The following is a 20,055-nucleotide window of genomic DNA, read 5'->3' as shown; positions in this document are numbered from 1 at the left end:
AAGCGATAATGGTCATCCACTTATGAATATGCTGGAAAAAATCAGCGCGCAGCTGGCGGCGCTCAGCAAATCTGAGCGCAAAGTCGCCGAGCAGATCCTCGCGGCGCCGCAGGAGGCAATCCATGCCAGTATCGCCCGCCTGGCGCGCGCCGCCGAGGTGAGCGAGCCCACCGTTAATCGCTTCTGCCATCGGCTGGGCGCGCACGGCTTTCCCGCTTTTAAACTGCAGCTGGCGCAGAGCCTGGCAAAGGCGCCCAGCTGGGTCAGCCGCGACGTCGACGAGCATGACGACGCCGAACGCTATAGCCATAAAATTTTCGACTCGGCGCTGGCGGGTCTGCAGCGGGTGCGCGACCAGCTCGATCTCGGTGTCATTCGCGCAGCGGTGGCGGCGTTGTCGCAGGCGCATAAAGTGGCCTTTTTTGGCCTGGGCGCGTCGGCGGTGGTGGCGCACGACGCCTTCAATAAATTTCTGCGTTTTAATCTGCCGGTGGTCTGGTCAGAGGATATTGTGATCCAGCGCATGAGTTGTATAAATAGTCGGCCTGGTGACGTGTTTGTTTTGATTTCACATACTGGCCGCACGAAAAATATGATAGAACTGGCTCGCCTGGCCGGTGTAAACGGTTCCACCGTGATAGCCGTCACGTCTCCCGCTTCGCCGCTGGCAGAGGTCGCCACGCTGGCGCTCACGCTTGATGTCCCGGAAGATACCGATGTCTATCTGCCGATGGTTTCCCGCCTGGCGCAGCTTACCGTTATCGACGTGCTCGCCACCGGCTTTATTCTCGAACGCGGCAGCGCGTTTCGCGAAAACTTAAAGCGGGTAAAAGAGGCGTTAAAAGATTCCCGTCTCGATAAAGCCGTCGCGACGGAAAACGCAGCAGAGCAAAAAAATTAACATCACATTCACAATGTGAGTCGTATCACAGGCTGTCCTTCAGTTAGAATAATGTTCACGCCCTTTCCACTTTAGGGGATACGCAAATTTGTCAACGGAGTCCTTCATGTCAAGACGTCTCAGAAGAACCAAAATCGTTACAACCCTCGGCCCGGCCACTGACCGCGATAATAATCTGGAAAAAATCATCGCCGCAGGCGCCAACGTTGTGCGACTCAACTTCTCTCACGGCACCCCGGAAGATCATCAGCTGCGCGCCAACAAAGTGCGCGAAATCGCCGCTAAGCTGGGTCGCCACGTCGCGATTCTGGGCGATCTGCAGGGCCCGAAAATTCGCGTGTCCACCTTTAAAGAGGGCAAAGTGTTCCTCAACGTGGGCGATCGCTTTCTGCTCGACGCCAGCCTGAGCAAAGGCGAAGGCGATAAAGAGAAAGTCGGCATCGACTATAAAGGCCTGCCGGAAGATGTGGTGCCGGGCGATATCCTGCTGCTCGACGATGGACGCGTGCAGCTGAAGGTGCTGGAAGTTCAGGGCATGAAAGTGTTCACCGAAGTCACTGTCGGCGGCCCACTCTCTAACAATAAAGGTATTAACAAGCTCGGCGGCGGCCTGTCGGCGGAAGCGCTGACGGAGAAAGACAAGGCGGACATCATCACCGCCGCGAAGATCGGCGTCGACTATCTGGCGGTCTCCTTTCCGCGCAGCGGCGAAGATATGAACTATGCGCGTCGTCTGGCGCGCGAAGCGGGCTGCGAGGCGCAGCTGGTGGCGAAGGTAGAGCGCGCCGAAGCGGTCGCGACTCAGGAAGCGATGGACGATATTATTCTCGCCTCCGACGTGGTGATGGTGGCGCGCGGCGATCTCGGCGTCGAGATCGGCGATCCCGAACTGGTGGGCATTCAGAAGGCGCTTATCCGCCGCGCGCGTCAGCTGAACCGCACCATTATCACCGCCACGCAGATGATGGAGTCGATGATCACCAATCCGATGCCAACGCGCGCCGAGGTGATGGACGTCGCCAACGCCGTGCTGGACGGCACCGACGCCGTGATGCTGTCGGCGGAAACCGCCGCCGGCCAGTATCCGGCCGAGACCGTTTCCGCGATGGCCAAAGTCTGCCTTGGCGCGGAGAAGATCCCGAGCGTCAACGTCTCTAAACACCGTCTGGAAGTGACCTTCGACAATGTGGAAGAGGCGATCGCCATGTCGGCGATGTATGCGGCGAACCACCTGCAGGGCGTCACCGCGATCATCACCATGACCGAGTCTGGCCGTACGCCGCTGATGACCTCGCGCATTACCTCTGGCCTGCCGATTTTCGCTATGTCGCGTCATGAACGCACCCTGAACCTCACCGCGCTCTATCGCGGCGTGACGCCGGTTTTCTTTAACAGCGACAACGACGGCGTGGTTGCCGCCCACGATGCGATCAATCTGCTGCGCGACAAAGGCTTCCTCGTTGCCGGCGACCTGGTGATTGTGACCCAGGGCGACGTGATGGGCGCCACCGGCACCACCAACACCAGCCGGGTGCTGCGCGTAGACTAATCTCGCGCCTCTCTGCTGTAGTATGCGGTAAACAACGCGACTGCCTGGCGGTCGCGTTTTATTTTTTTAAAAGGAGTCTGGATGCCCCGCTATCAACCCGTCAGCAAGCTGACAGCAGGTCTGCTGCTGTTTCCGCTGGCGCTGGTGCTGTTTGAGTTCGCCACCTATATCGCGCACGATATGATCCAGCCCGGCATGCTGCTGGTGACGCAGGAGTTCGGCGTCGGCCCGGAGTGGGTTTCGACCTCGCTCACCGCCTATCTGCTCGGCGGCGTGGTGCTGCAATGGCTGCTTGGCCCGCTCTCCGATAAATTTGGCCGTCGCCCGGTGATGCTGGGCGGCATTATCTTCTTTATTCTGGCCTGCGCGCTCACCACCTGGGTCGGCTCGATTCGCGAGTTTGTCGCGCTGCGTTTTATTCAGGGCATCAGCCTCTGTTTTATCGGCGCGGTGAGCTACGCGGCGGTTCAGGAGGCGTTCGACGAGGCGCTGGCGGTACGCGTCATGGCGCTGATGGCAAACGTCGCGCTGCTGGCGCCGCTGGCCGGTCCGCTGGCGGGTGCTGCCTGGCTGACGGTGGCGAGCTGGCGCAGTATGTTCTGGCTGTTCGCGTTGCTGAGCGCCGTCGCCCTGCTGATTTTATGGCGCGTAATGCCGGAAACCGCCGGCGACCGCAGCCACTCGGTGGCGCTGCCGCAGCTGGTGCGCACCTATCGTCAGCTGGCGCGTGATCGTATGGTGATGCTGGGCTCGTTCGCCATCGGGCTGGTGTTTATTCCTGTTCTGACCTGGGTGGCGCTCTCGCCGGTGATTTTAATGCATGAGGAGCAGCTGTCGCGCATGCACTATGCGCTGCTGCAGCTGCCGGTGTTTCTGGCGATGATCGCCGGGAATATTACGCTCGGCAAACTGGCGGGCCGCGTGCCTATCGAGCAGCCGGTGAAGTTCGCCGCCTGGCCAATTTTGTTGGGGCTGGGCATCGCGCTGCTGGCGAACCTGCTCGATCACTACAGTTACCTGTTCCTGACCGCCGGGCTGAGTCTTTACGCCTTCGGCGCAGGCATGGTCAACGCCGGGCTCTACCGTCTGACGCTCTACGCCAGCGACGCCGGTAAAGGCAGCGTGGCGGCGATGCTGGGAATGATCAGTATTTTGACGCTGGCGGTGGGCATTGAGCTGGCGAAAAGCGGCTACTTCAGCGGCGGCACACCCTGGTTTAGCCTGATCAACTTCGCCAGCGGCGTGCTCTGGTTTGTGCTGGTGACGCTGTTCCTGCGCGAACGCAAGCGGCGTGCGCGGGTAACGGCACTGTCACAGTAAAGGTGCAGATGCGTGTAGCCTGGCCCGATCGCAAAGTCGCACAAGGCCTCCCTGCGCGCTCGGCCCAGGCTACCCGCCTGTCAGGCTAATCAGCCGTTACGCCTCGCTATTTACGCGGATAAAGCTCTTTGCGCTTATAGGGCTCGATATCGCCCTCTTTGCGCGTCTTCAGCAGCTTCAAAATCCAGGTGTACTGCTCGGGATGGGGACGTACGAAGATTTCCACCTCTTCATTCATGCGGCGCGCCAGCGTGCGATCGTCCGCTTCCAGCAGATCGTCCATTGGTGGACGGACAAAAATATCGAGCTGGTGCGTTTTGCCGTTATAAACCGGGAACAGCGGCACCACGCGCGCGCGACACACCTTCATCAAACGGCCCACCGCAGGCAGCGTCGCTTTATAGGTGGCGAAGAAATCAACAAACTCGCTGTGCTCCGCGCCGTGATCCTGATCGGGCAGATAGTAACCCCAGTAGCCCTGGCGCACCGAGCTGATAAAGGGTTTGATGCCGTCGTTGCGGGCGTGCATGCGGCCGCCAAAACGGCGGCGGGCGCTGTTCCAGATATAGTCCATCAGCGGATCGCTCTGGTTATGGAACATCGCTGCCATCTTCTGTCCTTCGGACGCCAGCAGCATCGCCGGGATATCGACGCCCCAGCCGTGCGGCACCAGAAAGATAACGTTCTGCTGCGAGGCGTGCAGCTCGTCGATAATCTCGCGACCGTGCCACACCACGCGCTGACGGATCTGCTGCGGATCGCGCAGCGCCAGCTCGGCCATCATCACCATCGCCTGCGGCGCCGTCGCGAACATTTCATCAACGATCGCTTCCCGCTCCGCCTCGGGGCGTTCGGGCATACAGTAAAACAGATTGATCTGCGCGCGGCGGCGAGCGCTTTTGGCCAGCCTGCCCGCGCGACGGCCCAGTGCGCCCAGCAGTGGATCGCGCACTTTGGCGGGTAAATAGGCCATACCGACCATTGCGCCGATCGCCAGCCAGCTGCCCCAGTATTTAGGCTTTAAGAAAGAACGTTCAAAAACGGGAATGAATTCAGCACTATTTTTTTTCGGGGTTTCCATGCACTCGCCTCAATCAATGACGCGCTAATGATAGTGGCGACAGGTAAATTTGCAATCCCCGACGCAAAGAGGAAAAAACCGACGCACGGGGCGTCGGTTTTCAGGCGTGGCTCACAGAGAGACTATTTGAAGCTAAGCTGCGGCAGGTTGGTTTTCACCTCTGCCAGATAATCGCTGCGCTCTTTGCCGGTGAGGCCTTCCATGCGCGGCAGCTTCGCCGTCAGCGGATTCACCGCCTGATTATTGATCCAGATTTCAAAGTGCAAATGCGGACCGGTAGAGCGGCCGGTATTGCCCGACAGCGCAATGCGATCGCCGCGCTTCACCTTCTCGCCCGGCTTCACCAGCACCTTCTTCAGGTGCATATAGCGCGTCATATACTGACGGCCGTGACGAATAGCGACATAGTTGCCGGCCGCGCCGCCGTTTTTCGCCACCACCACCTCGCCGTCGCCCACCGCCAGCACCGGCGTGCCAACCGGCAGCGCAAAGTCGACGCCTTTATGCGGCGCAATGCGCCCCGTCACCGGATTAAGACGACGCGGGTTGAAGTTAGAGGAGACGCGATACTGCTTCACGGTCGGGAAGCGCATAAAACCGCGCGCCAGGCCTGAGCCGTTGCGATCGTAAAATTTGCCATCTTCGGCGCGGAACGCGTAGTAATCTTTGCCGCCGGAGCGCAGGCGCACGCCGAGCAGCTGGCTCTGCGCGCTTTTGCCGTCGAGCATCTCGCGCGACATCAGCACGCTAAACTCGTCGCCGGCGCGCAGCTTGCGGAAATCCATCTGCCACTGCAGCGCTTTAATCACCGCGCTCGCTTCGCTGCCGGTCAGGCCGGCGCGCTGCGCGCTGGCGGCGAAACTGCCGCGCACCTCGCCTTTCAGCACGCGGTTCTGCCACTCGCCCTTCTGCATCTCGGACTGCATGGTGAACGCGCCGTTATTGCCGCGCTGATAGGTGCGGGTTTCGCGACGGTTAATCTCCCAGGTGAGCGACTGCAGGGCGCCGTCGTCGGTCAGGGTCCAGCTCAGCTGCTGGCCAACCTGCAGGTTGCGCAGCGCTTTATCGCTGTTGACCAGCGCAGTGATATCGCCCAGCTCGATGCCGTACTGATTCAGGGCGCTGCTCAGGGTATCGCCGGAAGAGACGGTGTATTCGTGCGTGCCTGACGCGTCCGGCACATCGCTGTCGATGTCGTCCGCAGGCAGCTCTTCCTCCGGCTCGGAGGTGGTCTGATCGATCGGTTCGCTGGCCTCAGGCAGCAGCGTACGCAGCTGATTTTTATCAAGTTCGATGCTCTTGACGATGGGCATCGCGTCATCGGTGGGATGGTAGACGTAAGGCCGCCAGACGGCGACGGCCAGAGTGACAACGGTTAAAGACCCCAGCATAACGCGGTGGGGGCGCGGCAAATTATTAAATGCGAGGGCGACAGAGCGGGCTATCTGCTGCACGTTTACCTATTCCTCATGCTCCATTCAGGCAGCTCGCATACTGGCCTGACAGCTGTGAAAGGAATTTCACGTAGCTGTCCTGACTAAGGCTGATATTCGTCCCCAGCGGATCCAGCGTCCCTTTACGCACGCTAGTGCCGCGGGCAACCGCATCGATGACGGCTGGCCTGAATTGTGGCTCAGCAAAGACGCATACGGCCTTCTGCTCAACCAACTGTGTTCGTATTTGATGTAGACGCTGTGCGCCCGGCTGAATCTCAGGGTTTACGGTAAAATGCCCGGTGGGCGAGAGGCCGTACTGTTTTTCAAAATAGGTGTAGGCGTCATGAAAAACGAAATACCCTTTGTTGCTGACCGGCGCGAGCTGCGCGCTAATGTGCTTGTCGGTCACCGCCAGTTCGTTCTCGAACTGCTGCAGGTTCGCGTCAAGTTTGGCTTTGCTTTCGGGCATAAGTTCCAATAATTTGCCGTGGATTGCAACCGCCGCTAGCCTGGATATTTGCGGTGACAACCACAGATGCATATTAAACTCGCCGTGATGGTGATGATGGGCGTCGTCGTCATGGCCGTCAGCGTCGTCGTGTGCGCCGGCGTCATCGTGGTGATCGTCGTCGTCGCCGCCTTTCAGCAGCAGCGGCTTCACCGCCGGCATCGCGGCGATTTCGAGATTTTTAGCGGCGGGCAATTCTGCGGCGGGTTTGGTCATAAAGGCCTCCATCTCCGGCCCGACCCACACCACTAAGTCCGCGTTTTTCATACGTTTTACGTCGGACGGACGCAGCGCGTAATCATGTTCTGAGGCGCCATCCGGCAGCAGCACGTCCACCGGGGTCACGCCGTCGGCGATGGCCGCAGCGATAAACCCTAACGGCTTCACCGAGGCGACGACATTTGCCTGCGCCGGAAGCGCGAGCGTGGTGGCCAGCGCCAGCGCAGAAAGGGTAAAAACTGTACTCTTTTTAATGTGTAACATAATGCGTCATTCCATCGTGACCTGGGGATGGGATGTGATATTATAACATTCGAAATTCTGTGCAACCTGTAAATAACATGACCTCACTCGTCACGCTTGAAAATATCTCCGTGCAGTTCGCACGGCGTCCTGTCCTCTCCGGCATCAGCCTGACGCTGACGCCGGGACGCATCCTTACGCTGCTCGGCCCTAACGGCGCCGGGAAATCCACGCTGGTGCGCGTGGTGCTGGGCCTGCTGGCGCCGACCTCGGGTCAGGTGCAGCGCGACGCCGGGCTGCGCATCGGCTACGTGCCGCAAAAACTGCATATCGACCCCACGCTGCCGGTCAGCGTCGAGCGCTTTATGCTGCTGACGCGCGGCGCGAAGCGCGCCGACGTGCTGCCGGCGCTGAAGCGCGTGCAGGCGGGTCACCTGCTCAACGCCCCGCTGCAAAAGCTTTCGGGCGGCGAAACCCAGCGCGTGCTGCTGGCGCGCGCCCTGCTCAATCAGCCGCAGCTGCTGGTGCTGGACGAACCGACGCAGGGCGTCGACGTTAACGGCCAGGTGGCGCTTTACGATCTGATTGACCAGCTGCGCCACGAGCTTAACTGCGCGGTGCTGATGGTCTCTCACGATCTGCATCTGGTGATGGCGAAAACCGATGAGGTGCTCTGCCTCAACCACCATATCTGCTGCTCCGGCACGCCGGAAGCGGTGTCGCAGCACCCGGAATTTATCGCCATGTTTGGCCCGCGCGGCGCGCAGCAGCTGGCGATCTACCGCCATAACCATAATCATCGTCACGACCTTCAGGGACGTATCGTTTTACGCAGAGGACAGGGTCCATCATGATTGAGTTACTATTACCGGGCTGGCTGGGCGGCGTGATGCTGGCGCTGGCGGCCGGTCCGCTGGGTTCCTTCGTGGTGTGGCGCAAAATGTCCTATTTCGGCGACACCCTGGCGCACGCCTCACTGCTGGGCGTCGCCTTCGGCCTGCTGCTCAACGTCAATCCTTACTACGCCGTGATCCTGGTGACCGTCTGTCTGGCGCTGGGGCTGGTGTTCCTCGAGCGCCGGCCGCATCTGGCGATCGATACGCTGCTCGGCATTATGGCGCACAGCGCGCTGTCGCTTGGGCTGGTGGTGGTGAGCCTGATGTCGAACGTGCGCGTCGACCTGATGGCCTACCTGTTCGGCGATCTGCTGGCAGTGACGCCGGAGGATCTCTGGGTGATGGGCGCGGGGGTAATCGTGGTGCTGGCGGTGATGGCATGGCAGTGGCGCGCGCTGCTGTCGATGACCATTAGCCCGGAGCTGGCGCAGGTCGACGGGGTCAATATTCAGCGTACCCGCCTGATTTTGATGCTGGTGACCGCGCTGACCATCGGCGTGGCGATGAAGTTTGTTGGCGCGCTGATCATCACCTCGCTGCTGATTATCCCCGCCGCCACGGCGCGCCGCTTTTCGCGTTCGCCGGAGCAGATGGCGGGTCTGGCGGTGGTGGTGGGCATTCTCGCCGTCTCCGGCGGCCTTACCTTCTCCGCCTTCTACGACACGCCTGCCGGGCCGTCGGTGGTGCTGTGCGCCGCGCTGCTGTTTATCCTCAGCATGGCGCGCAAGCCCGCCGTCTGACTACTCGTCGCGCGCCAGGCCGAAGTGGCGATAAGCATGCTGCGTGGCCATACGGCCGCGCGGCGTGCGCTGAATAAAGCCCTGCTGGATCAGGAAGGGCTCAATCACATCTTCAATGGTTTCCCGCTCTTCGCCGATAGCCGCGGCCAGGTTATCCAGCCCCACCGGCCCGCCGGTGAACTTGTCGATAATCGCCAGCAGCAGCTTGCGATCCATATAGTCGAACCCTTCGCTGTCGACGTTCAGCATATCGAGCGCGCTGGCGGCAACGTTGCCGCTCATCTCACCGTTGGCACGCACCTCTGCGAAGTCGCGCACGCGGCGCAGCAGGCGGTTGGCGATACGCGGCGTGCCGCGCGAGCGCTGCGCCACTTCCCGCGCGCCTTCGTCGCTGAGCGGCAGGCCGAGACAGGCGGCGCTGCGGCTGACGATATGCTGCAGATCCGGCACGTTGTAGAACTCAAGGCGCTGCACGATGCCGAAGCGGTCGCGCAGCGGCGAGGTGAGCGAACCGGCGCGCGTGGTGGCGCCGATCAGGGTAAACGGCGGCAGATCGAGCTTGATCGAGCGCGCGGCCGGGCCTTCGCCGATCATAATATCCAGCTGATAATCTTCCATCGCCGGATAGAGCACCTCTTCTACCACCGGCGAGAGGCGGTGGATCTCATCGATAAACAGCACGTCGTGCGGCTCGAGGTTGGTCAGCATCGCCGCCAGATCGCCCGCCTTTTCCAGCACCGGGCCGGAGGTGGTGCGTAAGTTGACGCCCATTTCATTGGCGACGATATTAGCCAGCGTGGTTTTTCCCAGCCCCGGCGGCCCGAAAATCAGCAGGTGATCCAGCGCATCGCCGCGCAGTTTCGCCGCTTTGATGAAAATTTCCATCTGCTCGCGCACCTGCGGCTGACCGACATATTCCGCCAGCAGCTTAGGGCGAATAGCGCGGTCGAGATTCTCTTCTTCGTTATAGCTGGCGGAGGAGACCAGACGGTCGGCTTCAATCATGACTTACCTCAAATGGCGGCGCGCAGCGCTTCACGGATCAGAGTCTCACAGTCCGCGTCAGGTCGGGCGACTTTGCTGATCATACGGCTGGCTTCCTGCGGTTTATAACCCAGCGACACCAGTGCCGCAACCGCTTCCGCCTCGGCGTCGTTGCTTTCCGGCTCGGCGTGCGGCGCGGCCAGCGTAAAGGCGGATTCGCCGGAGAAAAGGTCGCCATGCAGCCCTTTAAAGCGATCTTTCATCTCCACCACCAGACGCTCGGCGGTTTTCTTGCCGACGCCGGGCAGTTTGATCAGCGCGGCAATCTCCTCTTTCTCCACCGCCGTCACGAACTGCTGCGCCGACATGCCGGAGAGGATCGCCAGCGCCAGCTTGGGGCCGACGCCGTTGGTTTTGATCAGCTCGCGAAACAGCGCGCGCTCTTGCTTGTTGTTGAAGCCGAACAGCAGCTGCGCGTCTTCACGCACCACAAAGTGGGTAAAGATCACCGCTTCATGGTTGAGTTCAGGCAGCTCATAAAAACAGGTCATCGGCATATGCACTTCATAACCCACGCCGTGCGCTTCGATCAGCACCAGCGGCGGCTGCTTTTCCAGAATATTGCCCCGTAAACGACCTATCACCTGAACGCTTCCTTAATCAACGAATGTGGCGGGATTTATAACATAAAAAAGGCTGGATGAATATCCAGCCTGAAACGCAACGCGGCGCAACCGCCTAGCCTGAACGCAAACGCCCGCGCGTCAGCAGCAGTTTGCTGTCGCTGACGCGCGCCGCGTTCTGACTGACGTGGCAGTGCGTAATGGCGATCGCCAGCGCATCGGCGGCGTCCGCCTGCGGATTGGCGGGCAGCTTAAGCAGCGTGCGAACCATGTGCTGCACCTGGCTCTTCTCCGCCCCGCCGGTGCCGGTTACGGTTTGCTTGACCTGACGCGCGGCGTACTCAAACACCGGCAGCTCCAGATTAACCGCCGCGACGATCGCCGCGCCGCGCGCCTGCCCCAGCTTCAGCGCCGAGTCGGGGTTCTTCGCCATAAAGACCTGCTCAATGGCGAAGTAGTCCGGCGAGAACTGGGTGATGATCTCGGTGACGCCCGCATAGATCAGCTTCAGACGCGCCGGCAGTTCCGTGGTATTGGTGCGGATACAGCCGCTGCCCAGATAGGTGAGCTGGCGGCCGGTCTGCCGAATTACGCCGTAGCCGGTGACGCGCGAGCCGGGATCGATACCCAGAATGATCGCCATTACAGCGTTTCCGCGACCTCGTCGGAGATCTCGCCGTTATGGTAGACTTCCTGCACGTCGTCGCAGTCTTCCAGCATGTCGATCAGGCGCAGCAGCTTCGGCGCGGTTTCGGCATCCATTTCCGCCTTGGTCGACGGGATCATCGAGACTTCAGCGGTGTCCGCTTTCAGGCCGGTGGCTTCCAGCGCATCACGCACCGCGCCCAGCTCTTCCCACGCGGTAAAGACGTCAATCGCGCCGTCATCGTAGCTCACCACATCTTCCGCGCCCGCTTCCAGCGCCGCTTCCATCACGCTGTCTTCATCCTGGCCCGGCGCGAAGGAGATCACACCCTTCTTGCTGAACAGGTAGGAGACCGAGCCGTCGGTGCCGAGGTTGCCGCCGGTTTTGGTGAAGGCGTGACGCACTTCACCAACGGTGCGGTTGCGGTTGTCGCTCAGACACTCCACCATCACGGCAGAGCCGCCGGGGCCGTAGCCTTCGTAAATGATGGTTTCCATGTTGGAGTCATCTTCGCCGCCCACGCCGCGGGCGATAGCGCGGTTCATGGTGTCGCGCGTCATATTGTTGGACAGCGCTTTGTCCATGGCGGCGCGCAGACGCGGGTTGGACGCGGCGTCGCCGCCGCCGAGTTTAGCGGCGGTGACCAGTTCGCGAATGATTTTGGTGAAGATTTTACCGCGCTTAGCGTCCTGCGCCGCCTTGCGGTGCTTGGTGTTCGCCCACTTACTATGACCAGCCATTAGATCTTTTCTCCAGTTTAGGCATCGTACAGGCTATCTTGCTTGCGATCTTGTTCCCCGGCAGTGCTCGCAATCCTCACGTACATAAGTACGCTCCGGTTGCTGCGCGCTGGCGATGAACAACCTCGCGGCACCGATAACGCCTGACTGTTTGAGTTTTGCGGTGCAGTTCTGTGGGAACGCACCCATTTTCTTTAGTCCAGGCTGCCAGCAAAACTACGGCGGGCAGCTAAATAAATTCTTCAATTGCCTGGCGATTGCTCCAGGACTTCGTCAGGGCGGCGGCAGCGGCGGGTTCGAGCCAGCGTGCGTCGAGGTGCTCGCTGAGCGTCGGCTGGCGTTCGGCCGGCAGCGCCAGCCGAAACCAGTGTTCGCGGTTGTGCGTCACGCCCGGCGCGTAGCGATGGCGATAGTGCGCAAAGATTTCGAACTCGATCTCTTTGTGGCAGTCGTCCAGCGCCAGCTTTTCAGCCGCGATGTCGATGGCCAGCTCTTCCAGCACTTCGCGCCGCGCCGCCTGCAGCGGGGTTTCGCCCGCTTCCAGGCTGCCGGTGACCGACTGCCAGAAGCTGCTGTCGTCGCGCCGCTGCAGCATTAACACCCGACCGGTATCCTGCGCGAAAATCACCACCAGAACCGAGACCGGGTGCTTATACATTACTTATTCTCTGACTTTTCTTTCTTCGGCGCGATCTGAATGCCCAGATCCAGCAGCGCTGCCGGGTTGGCCTCGCTCGGCGCTTCGGTCATCAGACAGGCCGCGGCGGTGGTTTTTGGGAAGGCGATCACGTCACGGATGTTCTCGGTGCCGGTCAGCAGCATGGTGAGACGATCCAGACCGAAGGCCAGGCCCGCGTGCGGCGGCGTACCATATTTCAGCGCGTCGAGCAGGAAGCCGAACTTCTCGCGCTGCTCGTGCTCTTCAATACCCAGAATGGTGAACACCGCCTGCTGCATTTTACCGCTGTGGATACGCACTGAACCGCCGCCCACTTCATAGCCGTTGATCACCATATCGTAGGCGTTGGCGACCGCGCTCAGCGGATCGGCCGCCAGCTCGTCTGCCGACATCTCTTTTGGTGAGGTGAACGGATGGTGCATCGCCGCCAGACCGCCTTCGTCATCCTCTTCAAACATCGGGAAGTCGATGACCCACAGCGGCGCCCAGGCGCTTTCGTCGGTGATTTTCAGGTCGCGGCCCACTTTCAGGCGCAGCGCGCCCAGCGCGTCCGCTACCACTTTGGCGCGATCGGCGCCGAAGAAGATCAGGTCGCCGTCGGCGGCATCGGTGCGGCTCAGGATCGCTTCCACGATCTCTTCGTTGAGGAACTTGGCCACCGGGCTCTGTACGCCGTTGAAGCCGTCGGCGCGCGCGTTGACCTTCATCCACGCCAGACCTTTGGCGCCATAGATTTCAACAAATTTGCCGTACTCGTCGATCTGCTTGCGGCTCAGCTGAGCGCCACCCGGCACGCGCAGCGCGGCAACGCGGCCTTTGGCGTCGTTGGCCGGACCGGCGAACACCTGGAACTCAACGTTTTTCAGCAGGTCGGCGACGTCCACTAGCTCCATCGGGTTGCGCAGATCCGGCTTGTCGGAGCCGTAGCGACGCATCGCGTCGGCAAAGGTCATCTGCGGGAACGCGCCGAGATCGACGCCTTTCACCTCCAGCCACAGCTGACGGATCATGCGCTCGTTGATCTCACGCACCTGCGGCGCGGTGAGGAACGAGGTTTCGATATCGATCTGGGTAAATTCCGGCTGGCGGTCGGCGCGCAGATCTTCGTCGCGGAAGCACTTAACAATCTGGTAGTAGCGGTCGAAGCCGGACATCATCAGCAGCTGTTTAAACAGCTGCGGCGACTGCGGCAGCGCGTAGAACTTGCCTTTATGCACGCGGCTCGGCACCAGGTAGTCGCGCGCGCCTTCCGGCGTCGCTTTGGTCAGCATCGGCGTTTCGATGTCGAGGAAGCCTTCGTTGTCCATAAAACGACGCACGAAGCTGGAGATCTTAGCGCGCGTCTTCAGGCGCTGCGCCATCTCCGGGCGACGCAGGTCGAGATAACGGTACTTGAGGCGTGCCTCTTCGCTGTTGACCTGGTTAGAGTCGAGCGGCAGCGGCTCGGCGCGGTTGATGATGGTCAGCGCCTCGGCGAACACTTCGACTTCGCCCGTGGCCATCTCGGCGTTTTTGTTCTTGTCGTCGCGCGCGCGAACGGTGCCGCTGATCTGGATGCAGAATTCGTTACGCAGCTCAGACGCCAGCTGGAAAGCCTCCTGACGATCGGGATCGAAAAAGACCTGCACGATGCCTTCGCGGTCGCGCATGTCGATAAAAATCAGGCTTCCCAGATCGCGACGGCGGTTGACCCAGCCGCAAAGAGTGACTTGCTGACCTACATGAGACAGATTGAGCTGTCCGCAATATTCTGTACGCATAACGTATCCTTTTAACTTCGCCGCTGCTGCCTGGCAGCATCAGGCCGCGTAACCATTTGAGATGCTGCCGCAAAAAAGGCGGTCATTATAATGGAAAAAGCCAGGCAGGATAAGTAGAGCCGCGCCAAAGCGCGTATTTCGTCGCCGGTTTTTCCTGCGTCGCGCAACCAGGCTACCCTGTAGAGCCAAACCAGAAGGAGAAGAGACGCCGTGACGCTTCGCATTGGGCTGCCGCAGTGGCAGCATTCGCACTGGAAACGCTGGGGCATTGAGAGCCTGGCCGATTACGCCCGCCTGTTCCACTGCGTGGAGGGCAACACCACGCTTTATGCGCTGCCTGCGCCCGACACCGTACAGCGCTGGCGCGATATGACCCATGACGACTTCCGCTTCTGCTTTAAGTTTCCGCACACCATCAGCCATCAGGGCGAGCTGCGCCATACCGACGATCTGCTAAACGACTTTTTGCGCCTGCTCGATCCGCTGGCGGATCGCATCGGCCAGTATTGGCTACAGCTGCCCGCCGCCTTTTCCCCGGCGCAGCTCGACGATCTCTGGCGCTTTCTCGACGGGCTGCCGCGCCGCTTCAGCTATGGCGTCGAAGTGCGCCACCCCGCCTTTTTCGCCAAGGGCGAGGCGGAGCGCGCGCTGAATCAGGGCCTGCAGGCGCGCGGCGTCAATCGGGTGATCCTCGACAGCCGACCGGCGCACGCCTCGACCTCGCAAAGCCCCGCCGCCCTGCATGCGCGTCAGCAAAAGCCGCGCGTGCCGCCTCACGCGCTGCGCACCGGCGAGCGGCCGATGGTGCGCTTTATCGGCAGCGACGACGTAGACGAAAGCGAGCGATTTTTTCAGGTCTGGCGCGAAAAGCTGGCACAATGGCAGACGGAAAGCGATCCGCTGTTCTTTATCCATACGCCGGATATGGGCCAGGTCTTTCCGCTGGTGCGACGCCTGTGGCCGCAGCTGCAGGCGATCGACGCTGGTATCGGCGAAGGGCCCGCCTGGCCGCAGCAGGATTCGCTGTTCTGATCAACGAGGAAGAGCATGGTTAGCGCGTTATATGTGGTACTGGGTGTGTTGATGGTGATGAAGTTCGCGCTGGACGTGGTGCGCTATCGCCGCCACTATCGGGTCGCCTTTGGCGACGGCGGATTTCACGATCTGCGCGTGGCGATGCGCATTCACGGCAACGCGGTGGAAACCATCCCGCTGGCGCTGCTGCTACTGGTGATGATGGAGATGAACGGCGCTGACATCTGGATGGTGCACCTCACCGCGCTGATCTTTTTCGCCGGTCGCGTGCTGCATGCGCAGGGGCTGCGCCGCAGCGCGCTCGCCGGGCGCAAATATGGCATGATGCTGACCCTGTTCGCGCTGTGCGGCATGGCGGTGTTTAATCTGATCTATCTTCCCTGGGAGCTGGTGCTGACGCTGCATTGACCCGCCGCGGGCGTAAAGGGTGCAGCCCGCCCCACTTTCTGCCAGAATAGCGCCCTTTCCGTCGTCTTTCCGGATTTACTATGTCTGACCGCGATACGCTATTTTCCGCCCCCATCGATAAGCTGGGCGACTGGACCTTTGACGAGCGCGTGGCTGAAGTCTTCCCCGATATGATTCAGCGCTCCGTGCCCGGCTACTCCAATATCATCTCGATGATCGGCATGCTGGCCGAGCGCTTTGTCACGCCCGACAGCCAGGTGTACGACCTGGGCTGTTCCCTTGGCGCCGCCACGCTCTCGGTGCGCCGCAACATCAAGGCGCCAGGCTGCACCATTATCGCCGTGGATAACTCGCCGGCGATGGTCGAGCGCTGCCGTCGCCATATCGACGCCTTTCGCGCCGACACGCCGGTGAACGTGATTGAGGCCGATATCCGCGATATCGCCATCGAAAACGCCTCGCTGGTGGTGCTCAACTTTACGCTGCAGTTTCTCGATCCCCCTGCGCGTCTGCAGCTGCTGGAGAAGATCTGGCAAGGGCTGAAGCCCGGCGGCGCGCTGGTGCTGTCGGAGAAGTTCAGCTTCGAGGACGCTGAGGTGGGTGAGCTGCTGTTCAATATGCACCACGACTTCAAGCGCGCCAACGGCTACAGCGAGCTGGAGATCAGCCAGAAGCGCAGCATGCTGGAGAACGTGATGTTGACCGACAGCGTCGAGACGCATAAAGCGCGCCTGAAACAGGCGGGCTTCTCTCACGCGGAACTCTGGTTCCAGTGCTTTAACTTTGGCTCGCTGGTGGCGTTGAAATGATTGAGTTTGGCCGTTTTTATCAGCAAATCGCCACCGGTCCGCTCGCCAGCTGGCTGGAGGTGCTGCCGGCGCAGATCGCCGCCTGGCAGAAAGAGAACCTGCATGGCCTGTTTCGCAACTGGGAAAAGTCGGTGGATCATCTGCCGCTGCTGCAGCCGCAGCATCTTGACCTGCTGCACAGCGTCAGCGCCGATCGCGACGATCTGAGCGACCGCCAGCGCCAGGGCATTGAGAAGCTGCTGCGCAACCTGATGCCGTGGCGCAAAGGCCCCTATGCGCTCTACGGCACCGCGATCGACACCGAGTGGCGCTCTGACTGGAAGTGGCAGCGCGTCGCGCCGCATATCTCCTCACTGGCGGGCCGCACCGTGCTGGATGTCGGCTGCGGCAGCGGCTATCACATGTGGCGCATGGTCGGCGCAGGCGCGCAGCTGGTGGTGGGCATCGATCCGATGCAGCTGTTCCTCTGCCAGTTTGAAGCGGTACGCAAGCTGCTGGGCGACGACCGACGCGCGCATCTGCTGCCGCTCGGCATTGAGCAGCTGCCGACGCTGCAGGCGTTCGACACCGTTTTCTCGATGGGCGTGCTCTATCATCGCCGCTCGCCGCTCGATCATCTGCTGCAGCTGAAAAACCAGCTGGTGAGCGGTGGCGAGCTGGTGCTGGAAACCCTGGTGATCGAAGGGGACGAACGGGACGTGCTGGTGCCGGGCGAGCGCTACGCGCAGATGCGCAACGTCTACTTTATTCCGTCGGCGCTGGCGCTGAAAAGCTGGCTGGAGAAGTGCGGCTTTGTTGACGTGAAGATCGTCGACTATGCGGTGACCTCCACCGACGAGCAGCGCCGCACCAGCTGGATGACCAGCGAATCGCTGGCCGAGTTCCTCGACCCGCACGACGCGACGAAAACGGTGGAAGGCTACCCGGCGCCGCTGCGCGCGGTGCTGGTCGCCACCAAACCTTAAGGGCTAGCGGCGCGAAAGCGCCAGCTTCGCCGCGAAGCCGATAAACACCATGCCCGTCAGGCGGTCCATCACCTTGAGCACCGCCGGACGGCGCAGGTGCGCGGCGAAGTAGTGGCTGCCGCCGATCAGGACGGCGTTCCACAGCAGGCCAATCGCAATATGCATCAGCGCCAGCAGCGTGCACCAGAGCGGCACCGAGGCACCCGCCGGAATAAACTGCGGCAGGAAGGTAACGTAAAACACGCCTATTTTAGGGTTGAGCAGATTGCCGAACAGGCCGCGATTGAAGCAGCTCAGATAGCTTTGCGGCGCGGTTTCGCCCGTGGCCTCTTCCTGCGGCTGCGTGCGCGGACTGAGCAGCAGCCTGGTGCCCAGATAAAGCAAATAAGCGGCGCCGACCCACTTCAGCAGGTTATAGGCCATCTCCGACGCCAGCAGCAGCGCGCCCAGGCCACATCCCACCGCGACGCCCCACAGCAGACAGCCGAGGTTGATGCCCAGCGCCGTTGCGCTGCCGCGTCGCCAGCCCTGCGCGGCGGCGGTGCGCAGCACCAGCGCGGTGTCGAAACCCGGCGTCAGCGTCAAAATGGTAATCGCGAATAAAAACGAGAACAGCAGCGTGGCGGTCATAGTTATCTCCCTGAAATGGCGCCGCTTACTTTAACAAACTTTTAACGCGGGCGCGCTGTTTCTGCGCGCTACTCCGCCTCCGCCGGCCGATCCCAGTACTGATATTTATAGGCGGCGCTGAGATGGCGCTCGATGGTGCCTTTATCAAACACTTCGGTTTCGTGCAGATAGCTTAAGGTGCAGTTACCGACCTCGTCCCACAGCTGACACTCATCCACCGAGCGCAGCGAACTGACCGGCGTGGTGGCGCTGCCGTGCAGCTGCCATTCGCGGAAATTTTTATCGTAGGTGTAGCGATCTTTGCTGCGCGCCGTGATGGCGCTGATCACCTGCCCTTGCGGATTCCACTGCCAGCGACTTTCGCCGTTGGTCAGCGCGTCGGTGCCGCGCGAGACGCTTTTCGCCAGCCGCAGCTGCGCGTCGTAGCGGTAGGTGGTATCGGTAAAACCACTCTTGCCCATGCTGGTGAATTTATCGGAGGCGGTGACGATATTGCCGTGCTGGCCGGTCAGCCAGCTAATGGTGCCCTGACGGTTGTCGACCACCTGCTCCTGCCCCTCTTTCAACACCTTCACCAGATAGGCGTATTCCGCCACCCAGCCGCCCTGCACGCGGGCGATATGCTGCTCCATGCTCAGGATAACGTTGTGCTCTTTTTTATCGAAGGTGACGTCGGCCACCAGCAGGATGCCGCAGGGATCAAACTGCCCCAGCACCCGCTTTTGCGAGTCCACGTCTTTGCCGAACTCGCCGGCGATCACCTGACGCACCGCGCCTTTGGCGCTGCCGCCCAGCATAATCCAGCTGTTGCTACTGGCGACGGCCTTGCTGTGCGGAGCGCACCCGGCGGCCCGCAGCGCGGGAGAGGCAAAAAGCAGAGCCAGCGCGAGCGCCGCAGTCAGAGAGCGTGTCATGGTGTAACTCCCAGTGATCTCAATAACCTGAGTGTAACCGCATTGGCGGCTTCTGGCGCGGCCTGCTGCTAATCGGCAGATAAAAAGAACCCCAGCAAGATGGCTGGGGTTTGGTACTTGCAAACATCACGTCATAAGGCGTGCTGCGCGGCAAAATCTCTGGTGATTCAGGCTACCCTGACGGTATTAAGCTGCATCACGCTTTTCATGGCTTCCACCACGTCGCTGTCCACGCAGTAACGGCTGAACTCATCCATTTCCGCATCAGAACACATGGAGACACCGGCTTTGCGATAGCGCATCGGCGAGGTCACGAGGCGGCTGGCAGAGCTGTGAACCTCGCAAAGTCCGCTGTCGAGGAACTTTTGCAGGTTGCTGAGGCGCACGCCAGCACCGGCCATAATGATTGGACCCTCGCTCTGTTCATTAAGTTCCTTTAATAATGCAATTCCGTTTTCCGCGCTCTGCTGCTGCCCGGAGGTGAGCACGCGCGCCACGCCCAGCGCGGTTAATTCGTCCAGCGCGCGGTTCGGGCTGTGGCAGAGGTCGAAGGCGCGATGGAAGGTGACCTGCACGCCGTCGCACAGCGCCATAATCTGCCGCATGCGTGCGCGATCGATATGCGCCTCTTCATCCAGCATGCCGATGACCAGGCCGGGGAAGCCCATATCGCGGATGCGCGCCACGTCAGATTTCATGATCTCAAATTCCCGCGCGGTGTAACAGAAGTCGCCGCCGCGCGGCCGGACGATAGGATGAACCGGAATCGATATTTCACGTCGTGCCGCTTCCAGTGACCCAGCGGAAGGCGTCAGGCCGCCTTCGCGCGGCGCGGCGCACAGCTCAACGCGGTCGGCGCCGGCCTGCTGCGCCGTCATGGCGCAATCCACGCCGTAGCAGCAAATTTCCAGGGTTGTCATCGGTTCCTCCTTTACATGACGTCTGGCTCGACACAGGGCTATCGGTTAG

General features: G+C 61.0%; 21 protein-coding genes. 9 read left to right on the top strand and 12 right to left on the bottom strand.

The window, feature by feature from the left end; translation table 11 throughout:
- Window positions 1-22: 22 nt before the first annotated feature.
- The 3 genes from hexR to MC269_RS07695 all read left to right on the top strand — a co-directional run bounded on the left by hexR (window position 23) and on the right by MC269_RS07695 (window position 3,770).
- Window positions 23-901: a transcriptional regulator HexR gene (gene hexR, locus MC269_RS07705; protein ID WP_239954728.1), complete on the top strand. Its 879-nt coding sequence runs from the start codon at window positions 23-25 to the stop codon at window positions 899-901.
- Window positions 902-1,007: 106 nt separating this feature from the next.
- Window positions 1,008-2,450 carry a pyruvate kinase gene (gene pyk, locus MC269_RS07700; protein WP_239954727.1) on the top strand — a complete coding sequence of 481 codons (1,443 nt, stop codon included), beginning with the start codon at window positions 1,008-1,010 and terminating at the stop codon, window positions 2,448-2,450.
- Between the two features lie 81 nt (window positions 2,451-2,531).
- The gene (locus MC269_RS07695) at window positions 2,532-3,770 is read left to right on the top strand and encodes an MFS transporter (RefSeq protein ID WP_239954726.1); all 1,239 of its coding nucleotides are present in this window, start codon (window positions 2,532-2,534) and stop codon (window positions 3,768-3,770) included.
- Window positions 3,771-3,876: 106 nt separating this feature from the next.
- Here MC269_RS07695 and lpxM read toward each other — a convergent pair whose 3' ends face one another.
- The 3 genes from lpxM to znuA all read right to left on the bottom strand — a co-directional run bounded on the left by lpxM (window position 3,877) and on the right by znuA (window position 7,278).
- Entirely contained in the window at window positions 3,877-4,851 is a 975-nt protein-coding gene (lpxM, locus tag MC269_RS07690) for a lauroyl-Kdo(2)-lipid IV(A) myristoyltransferase (RefSeq protein WP_239954725.1), read from the bottom strand.
- Window positions 4,852-4,973: 122 nt separating this feature from the next.
- Complete coding sequence (gene mepM / locus MC269_RS07685) at window positions 4,974-6,305, bottom strand: murein DD-endopeptidase MepM (RefSeq protein ID WP_239954724.1); 1,332 nt, start codon at window positions 6,303-6,305, stop codon at window positions 4,974-4,976.
- Between the two features lie 13 nt (window positions 6,306-6,318).
- A complete protein-coding gene (gene znuA, locus MC269_RS07680) occupies window positions 6,319-7,278 on the bottom strand; it encodes a zinc ABC transporter substrate-binding protein ZnuA (RefSeq protein ID WP_081142688.1) in 960 nt (319 codons plus the stop codon).
- A gap of 77 nt (window positions 7,279-7,355) precedes the next feature.
- On the opposite strand from znuA, the gene znuC reads away from it, so the two are divergent.
- Window positions 7,356-8,111 (top strand): zinc ABC transporter ATP-binding protein ZnuC, encoded by a 756-nt coding sequence (znuC, locus tag MC269_RS07675; RefSeq protein ID WP_081142687.1) that lies wholly within the window; start codon window positions 7,356-7,358, stop codon window positions 8,109-8,111.
- Window positions 8,108-8,893 (top strand): zinc ABC transporter permease subunit ZnuB, encoded by a 786-nt coding sequence (znuB, locus tag MC269_RS07670; RefSeq protein WP_081142686.1) that lies wholly within the window; start codon window positions 8,108-8,110, stop codon window positions 8,891-8,893. The genes znuC and znuB overlap by 4 nt, the downstream gene beginning before the upstream one ends.
- Here the strand turns inward: znuB and ruvB are convergent, their stop codons facing one another.
- The 6 genes from ruvB to aspS all read right to left on the bottom strand — a co-directional run bounded on the left by ruvB (window position 8,894) and on the right by aspS (window position 14,325).
- Window positions 8,894-9,898, bottom strand: coding sequence for a Holliday junction branch migration DNA helicase RuvB (gene ruvB, locus MC269_RS07665; RefSeq protein WP_081142685.1), 1,005 nt, complete (start codon window positions 9,896-9,898; stop codon window positions 8,894-8,896). It abuts the gene before it with no gap.
- Between the two features lie 8 nt (window positions 9,899-9,906).
- Window positions 9,907-10,521, bottom strand: a complete 615-nt coding sequence (gene ruvA, locus MC269_RS07660) for a Holliday junction branch migration protein RuvA (protein WP_081142683.1) — start codon at window positions 10,519-10,521, stop codon at window positions 9,907-9,909.
- Between the two features lie 94 nt (window positions 10,522-10,615).
- Window positions 10,616-11,143: a crossover junction endodeoxyribonuclease RuvC gene (gene ruvC, locus MC269_RS07655; protein WP_081142681.1), complete on the bottom strand. Its 528-nt coding sequence runs from the start codon at window positions 11,141-11,143 to the stop codon at window positions 10,616-10,618.
- The gene (locus tag MC269_RS07650) at window positions 11,143-11,886 is read right to left on the bottom strand and encodes a YebC/PmpR family DNA-binding transcriptional regulator (protein WP_239954723.1); all 744 of its coding nucleotides are present in this window, start codon (window positions 11,884-11,886) and stop codon (window positions 11,143-11,145) included. The genes ruvC and MC269_RS07650 overlap by 1 nt, the downstream gene beginning before the upstream one ends.
- 229 nt (window positions 11,887-12,115) lie before the next feature.
- Window positions 12,116-12,544, bottom strand: a complete 429-nt coding sequence (gene nudB, locus MC269_RS07645) for a dihydroneopterin triphosphate diphosphatase (protein WP_239954722.1) — start codon at window positions 12,542-12,544, stop codon at window positions 12,116-12,118.
- Window positions 12,544-14,325, bottom strand: coding sequence for an aspartate--tRNA ligase (gene aspS / locus MC269_RS07640; protein WP_081142675.1), 1,782 nt, complete (start codon window positions 14,323-14,325; stop codon window positions 12,544-12,546). The genes nudB and aspS overlap by 1 nt, the downstream gene beginning before the upstream one ends.
- 210 nt (window positions 14,326-14,535) lie before the next feature.
- Between aspS and MC269_RS07635 the strand changes: the two genes are divergently transcribed.
- The 4 genes from MC269_RS07635 (at window position 14,536) to cmoB (ending at window position 17,542) form a co-directional block, all read left to right on the top strand.
- Entirely contained in the window at window positions 14,536-15,357 is an 822-nt protein-coding gene (locus MC269_RS07635) for a DUF72 domain-containing protein (protein ID WP_239954720.1), read from the top strand.
- 15 nt (window positions 15,358-15,372) lie between these two features.
- Complete coding sequence (locus MC269_RS07630; protein WP_239954718.1) at window positions 15,373-15,768, top strand: MAPEG family protein; 396 nt, start codon at window positions 15,373-15,375, stop codon at window positions 15,766-15,768.
- An 80-nt stretch (window positions 15,769-15,848) separates the two neighbouring features.
- Entirely contained in the window at window positions 15,849-16,577 is a 729-nt protein-coding gene (gene cmoA / locus MC269_RS07625) for a carboxy-S-adenosyl-L-methionine synthase CmoA (protein ID WP_081142669.1), read from the top strand.
- Complete coding sequence (gene cmoB, locus MC269_RS07620; RefSeq protein WP_081142667.1) at window positions 16,574-17,542, top strand: tRNA 5-methoxyuridine(34)/uridine 5-oxyacetic acid(34) synthase CmoB; 969 nt, start codon at window positions 16,574-16,576, stop codon at window positions 17,540-17,542. Before cmoA ends, cmoB begins: the two co-directional genes overlap by 4 nt.
- Window positions 17,543-17,545: 3 nt before the next feature.
- Here cmoB and MC269_RS07615 read toward each other — a convergent pair whose 3' ends face one another.
- The 3 genes from MC269_RS07615 to cutC all read right to left on the bottom strand — a co-directional run bounded on the left by MC269_RS07615 (window position 17,546) and on the right by cutC (window position 20,006).
- Window positions 17,546-18,172 carry a LysE family translocator gene (locus MC269_RS07615; protein WP_239954717.1) on the bottom strand — a complete coding sequence of 209 codons (627 nt, stop codon included), beginning with the start codon at window positions 18,170-18,172 and terminating at the stop codon, window positions 17,546-17,548.
- A 68-nt stretch (window positions 18,173-18,240) separates the two neighbouring features.
- Complete coding sequence (locus tag MC269_RS07610; RefSeq protein WP_236722777.1) at window positions 18,241-19,086, bottom strand: hypothetical protein; 846 nt, start codon at window positions 19,084-19,086, stop codon at window positions 18,241-18,243.
- A 167-nt stretch (window positions 19,087-19,253) separates the two neighbouring features.
- Window positions 19,254-20,006 carry a copper homeostasis protein CutC gene (cutC, locus tag MC269_RS07605; RefSeq protein ID WP_081142659.1) on the bottom strand — a complete coding sequence of 251 codons (753 nt, stop codon included), beginning with the start codon at window positions 20,004-20,006 and terminating at the stop codon, window positions 19,254-19,256.
- Window positions 20,007-20,055: the final 49 nt, after the last annotated feature.

The organism is Pantoea sp. Z09, from assembly GCF_022394795.1.
GTDB lineage: Bacteria > Pseudomonadota > Gammaproteobacteria > Enterobacterales > Enterobacteriaceae > Pantoea > Pantoea latae.
The sequence above is the reverse complement of the archived record's forward strand: the minus strand, read 5'-3'. Positions and strand labels throughout refer to the sequence as shown.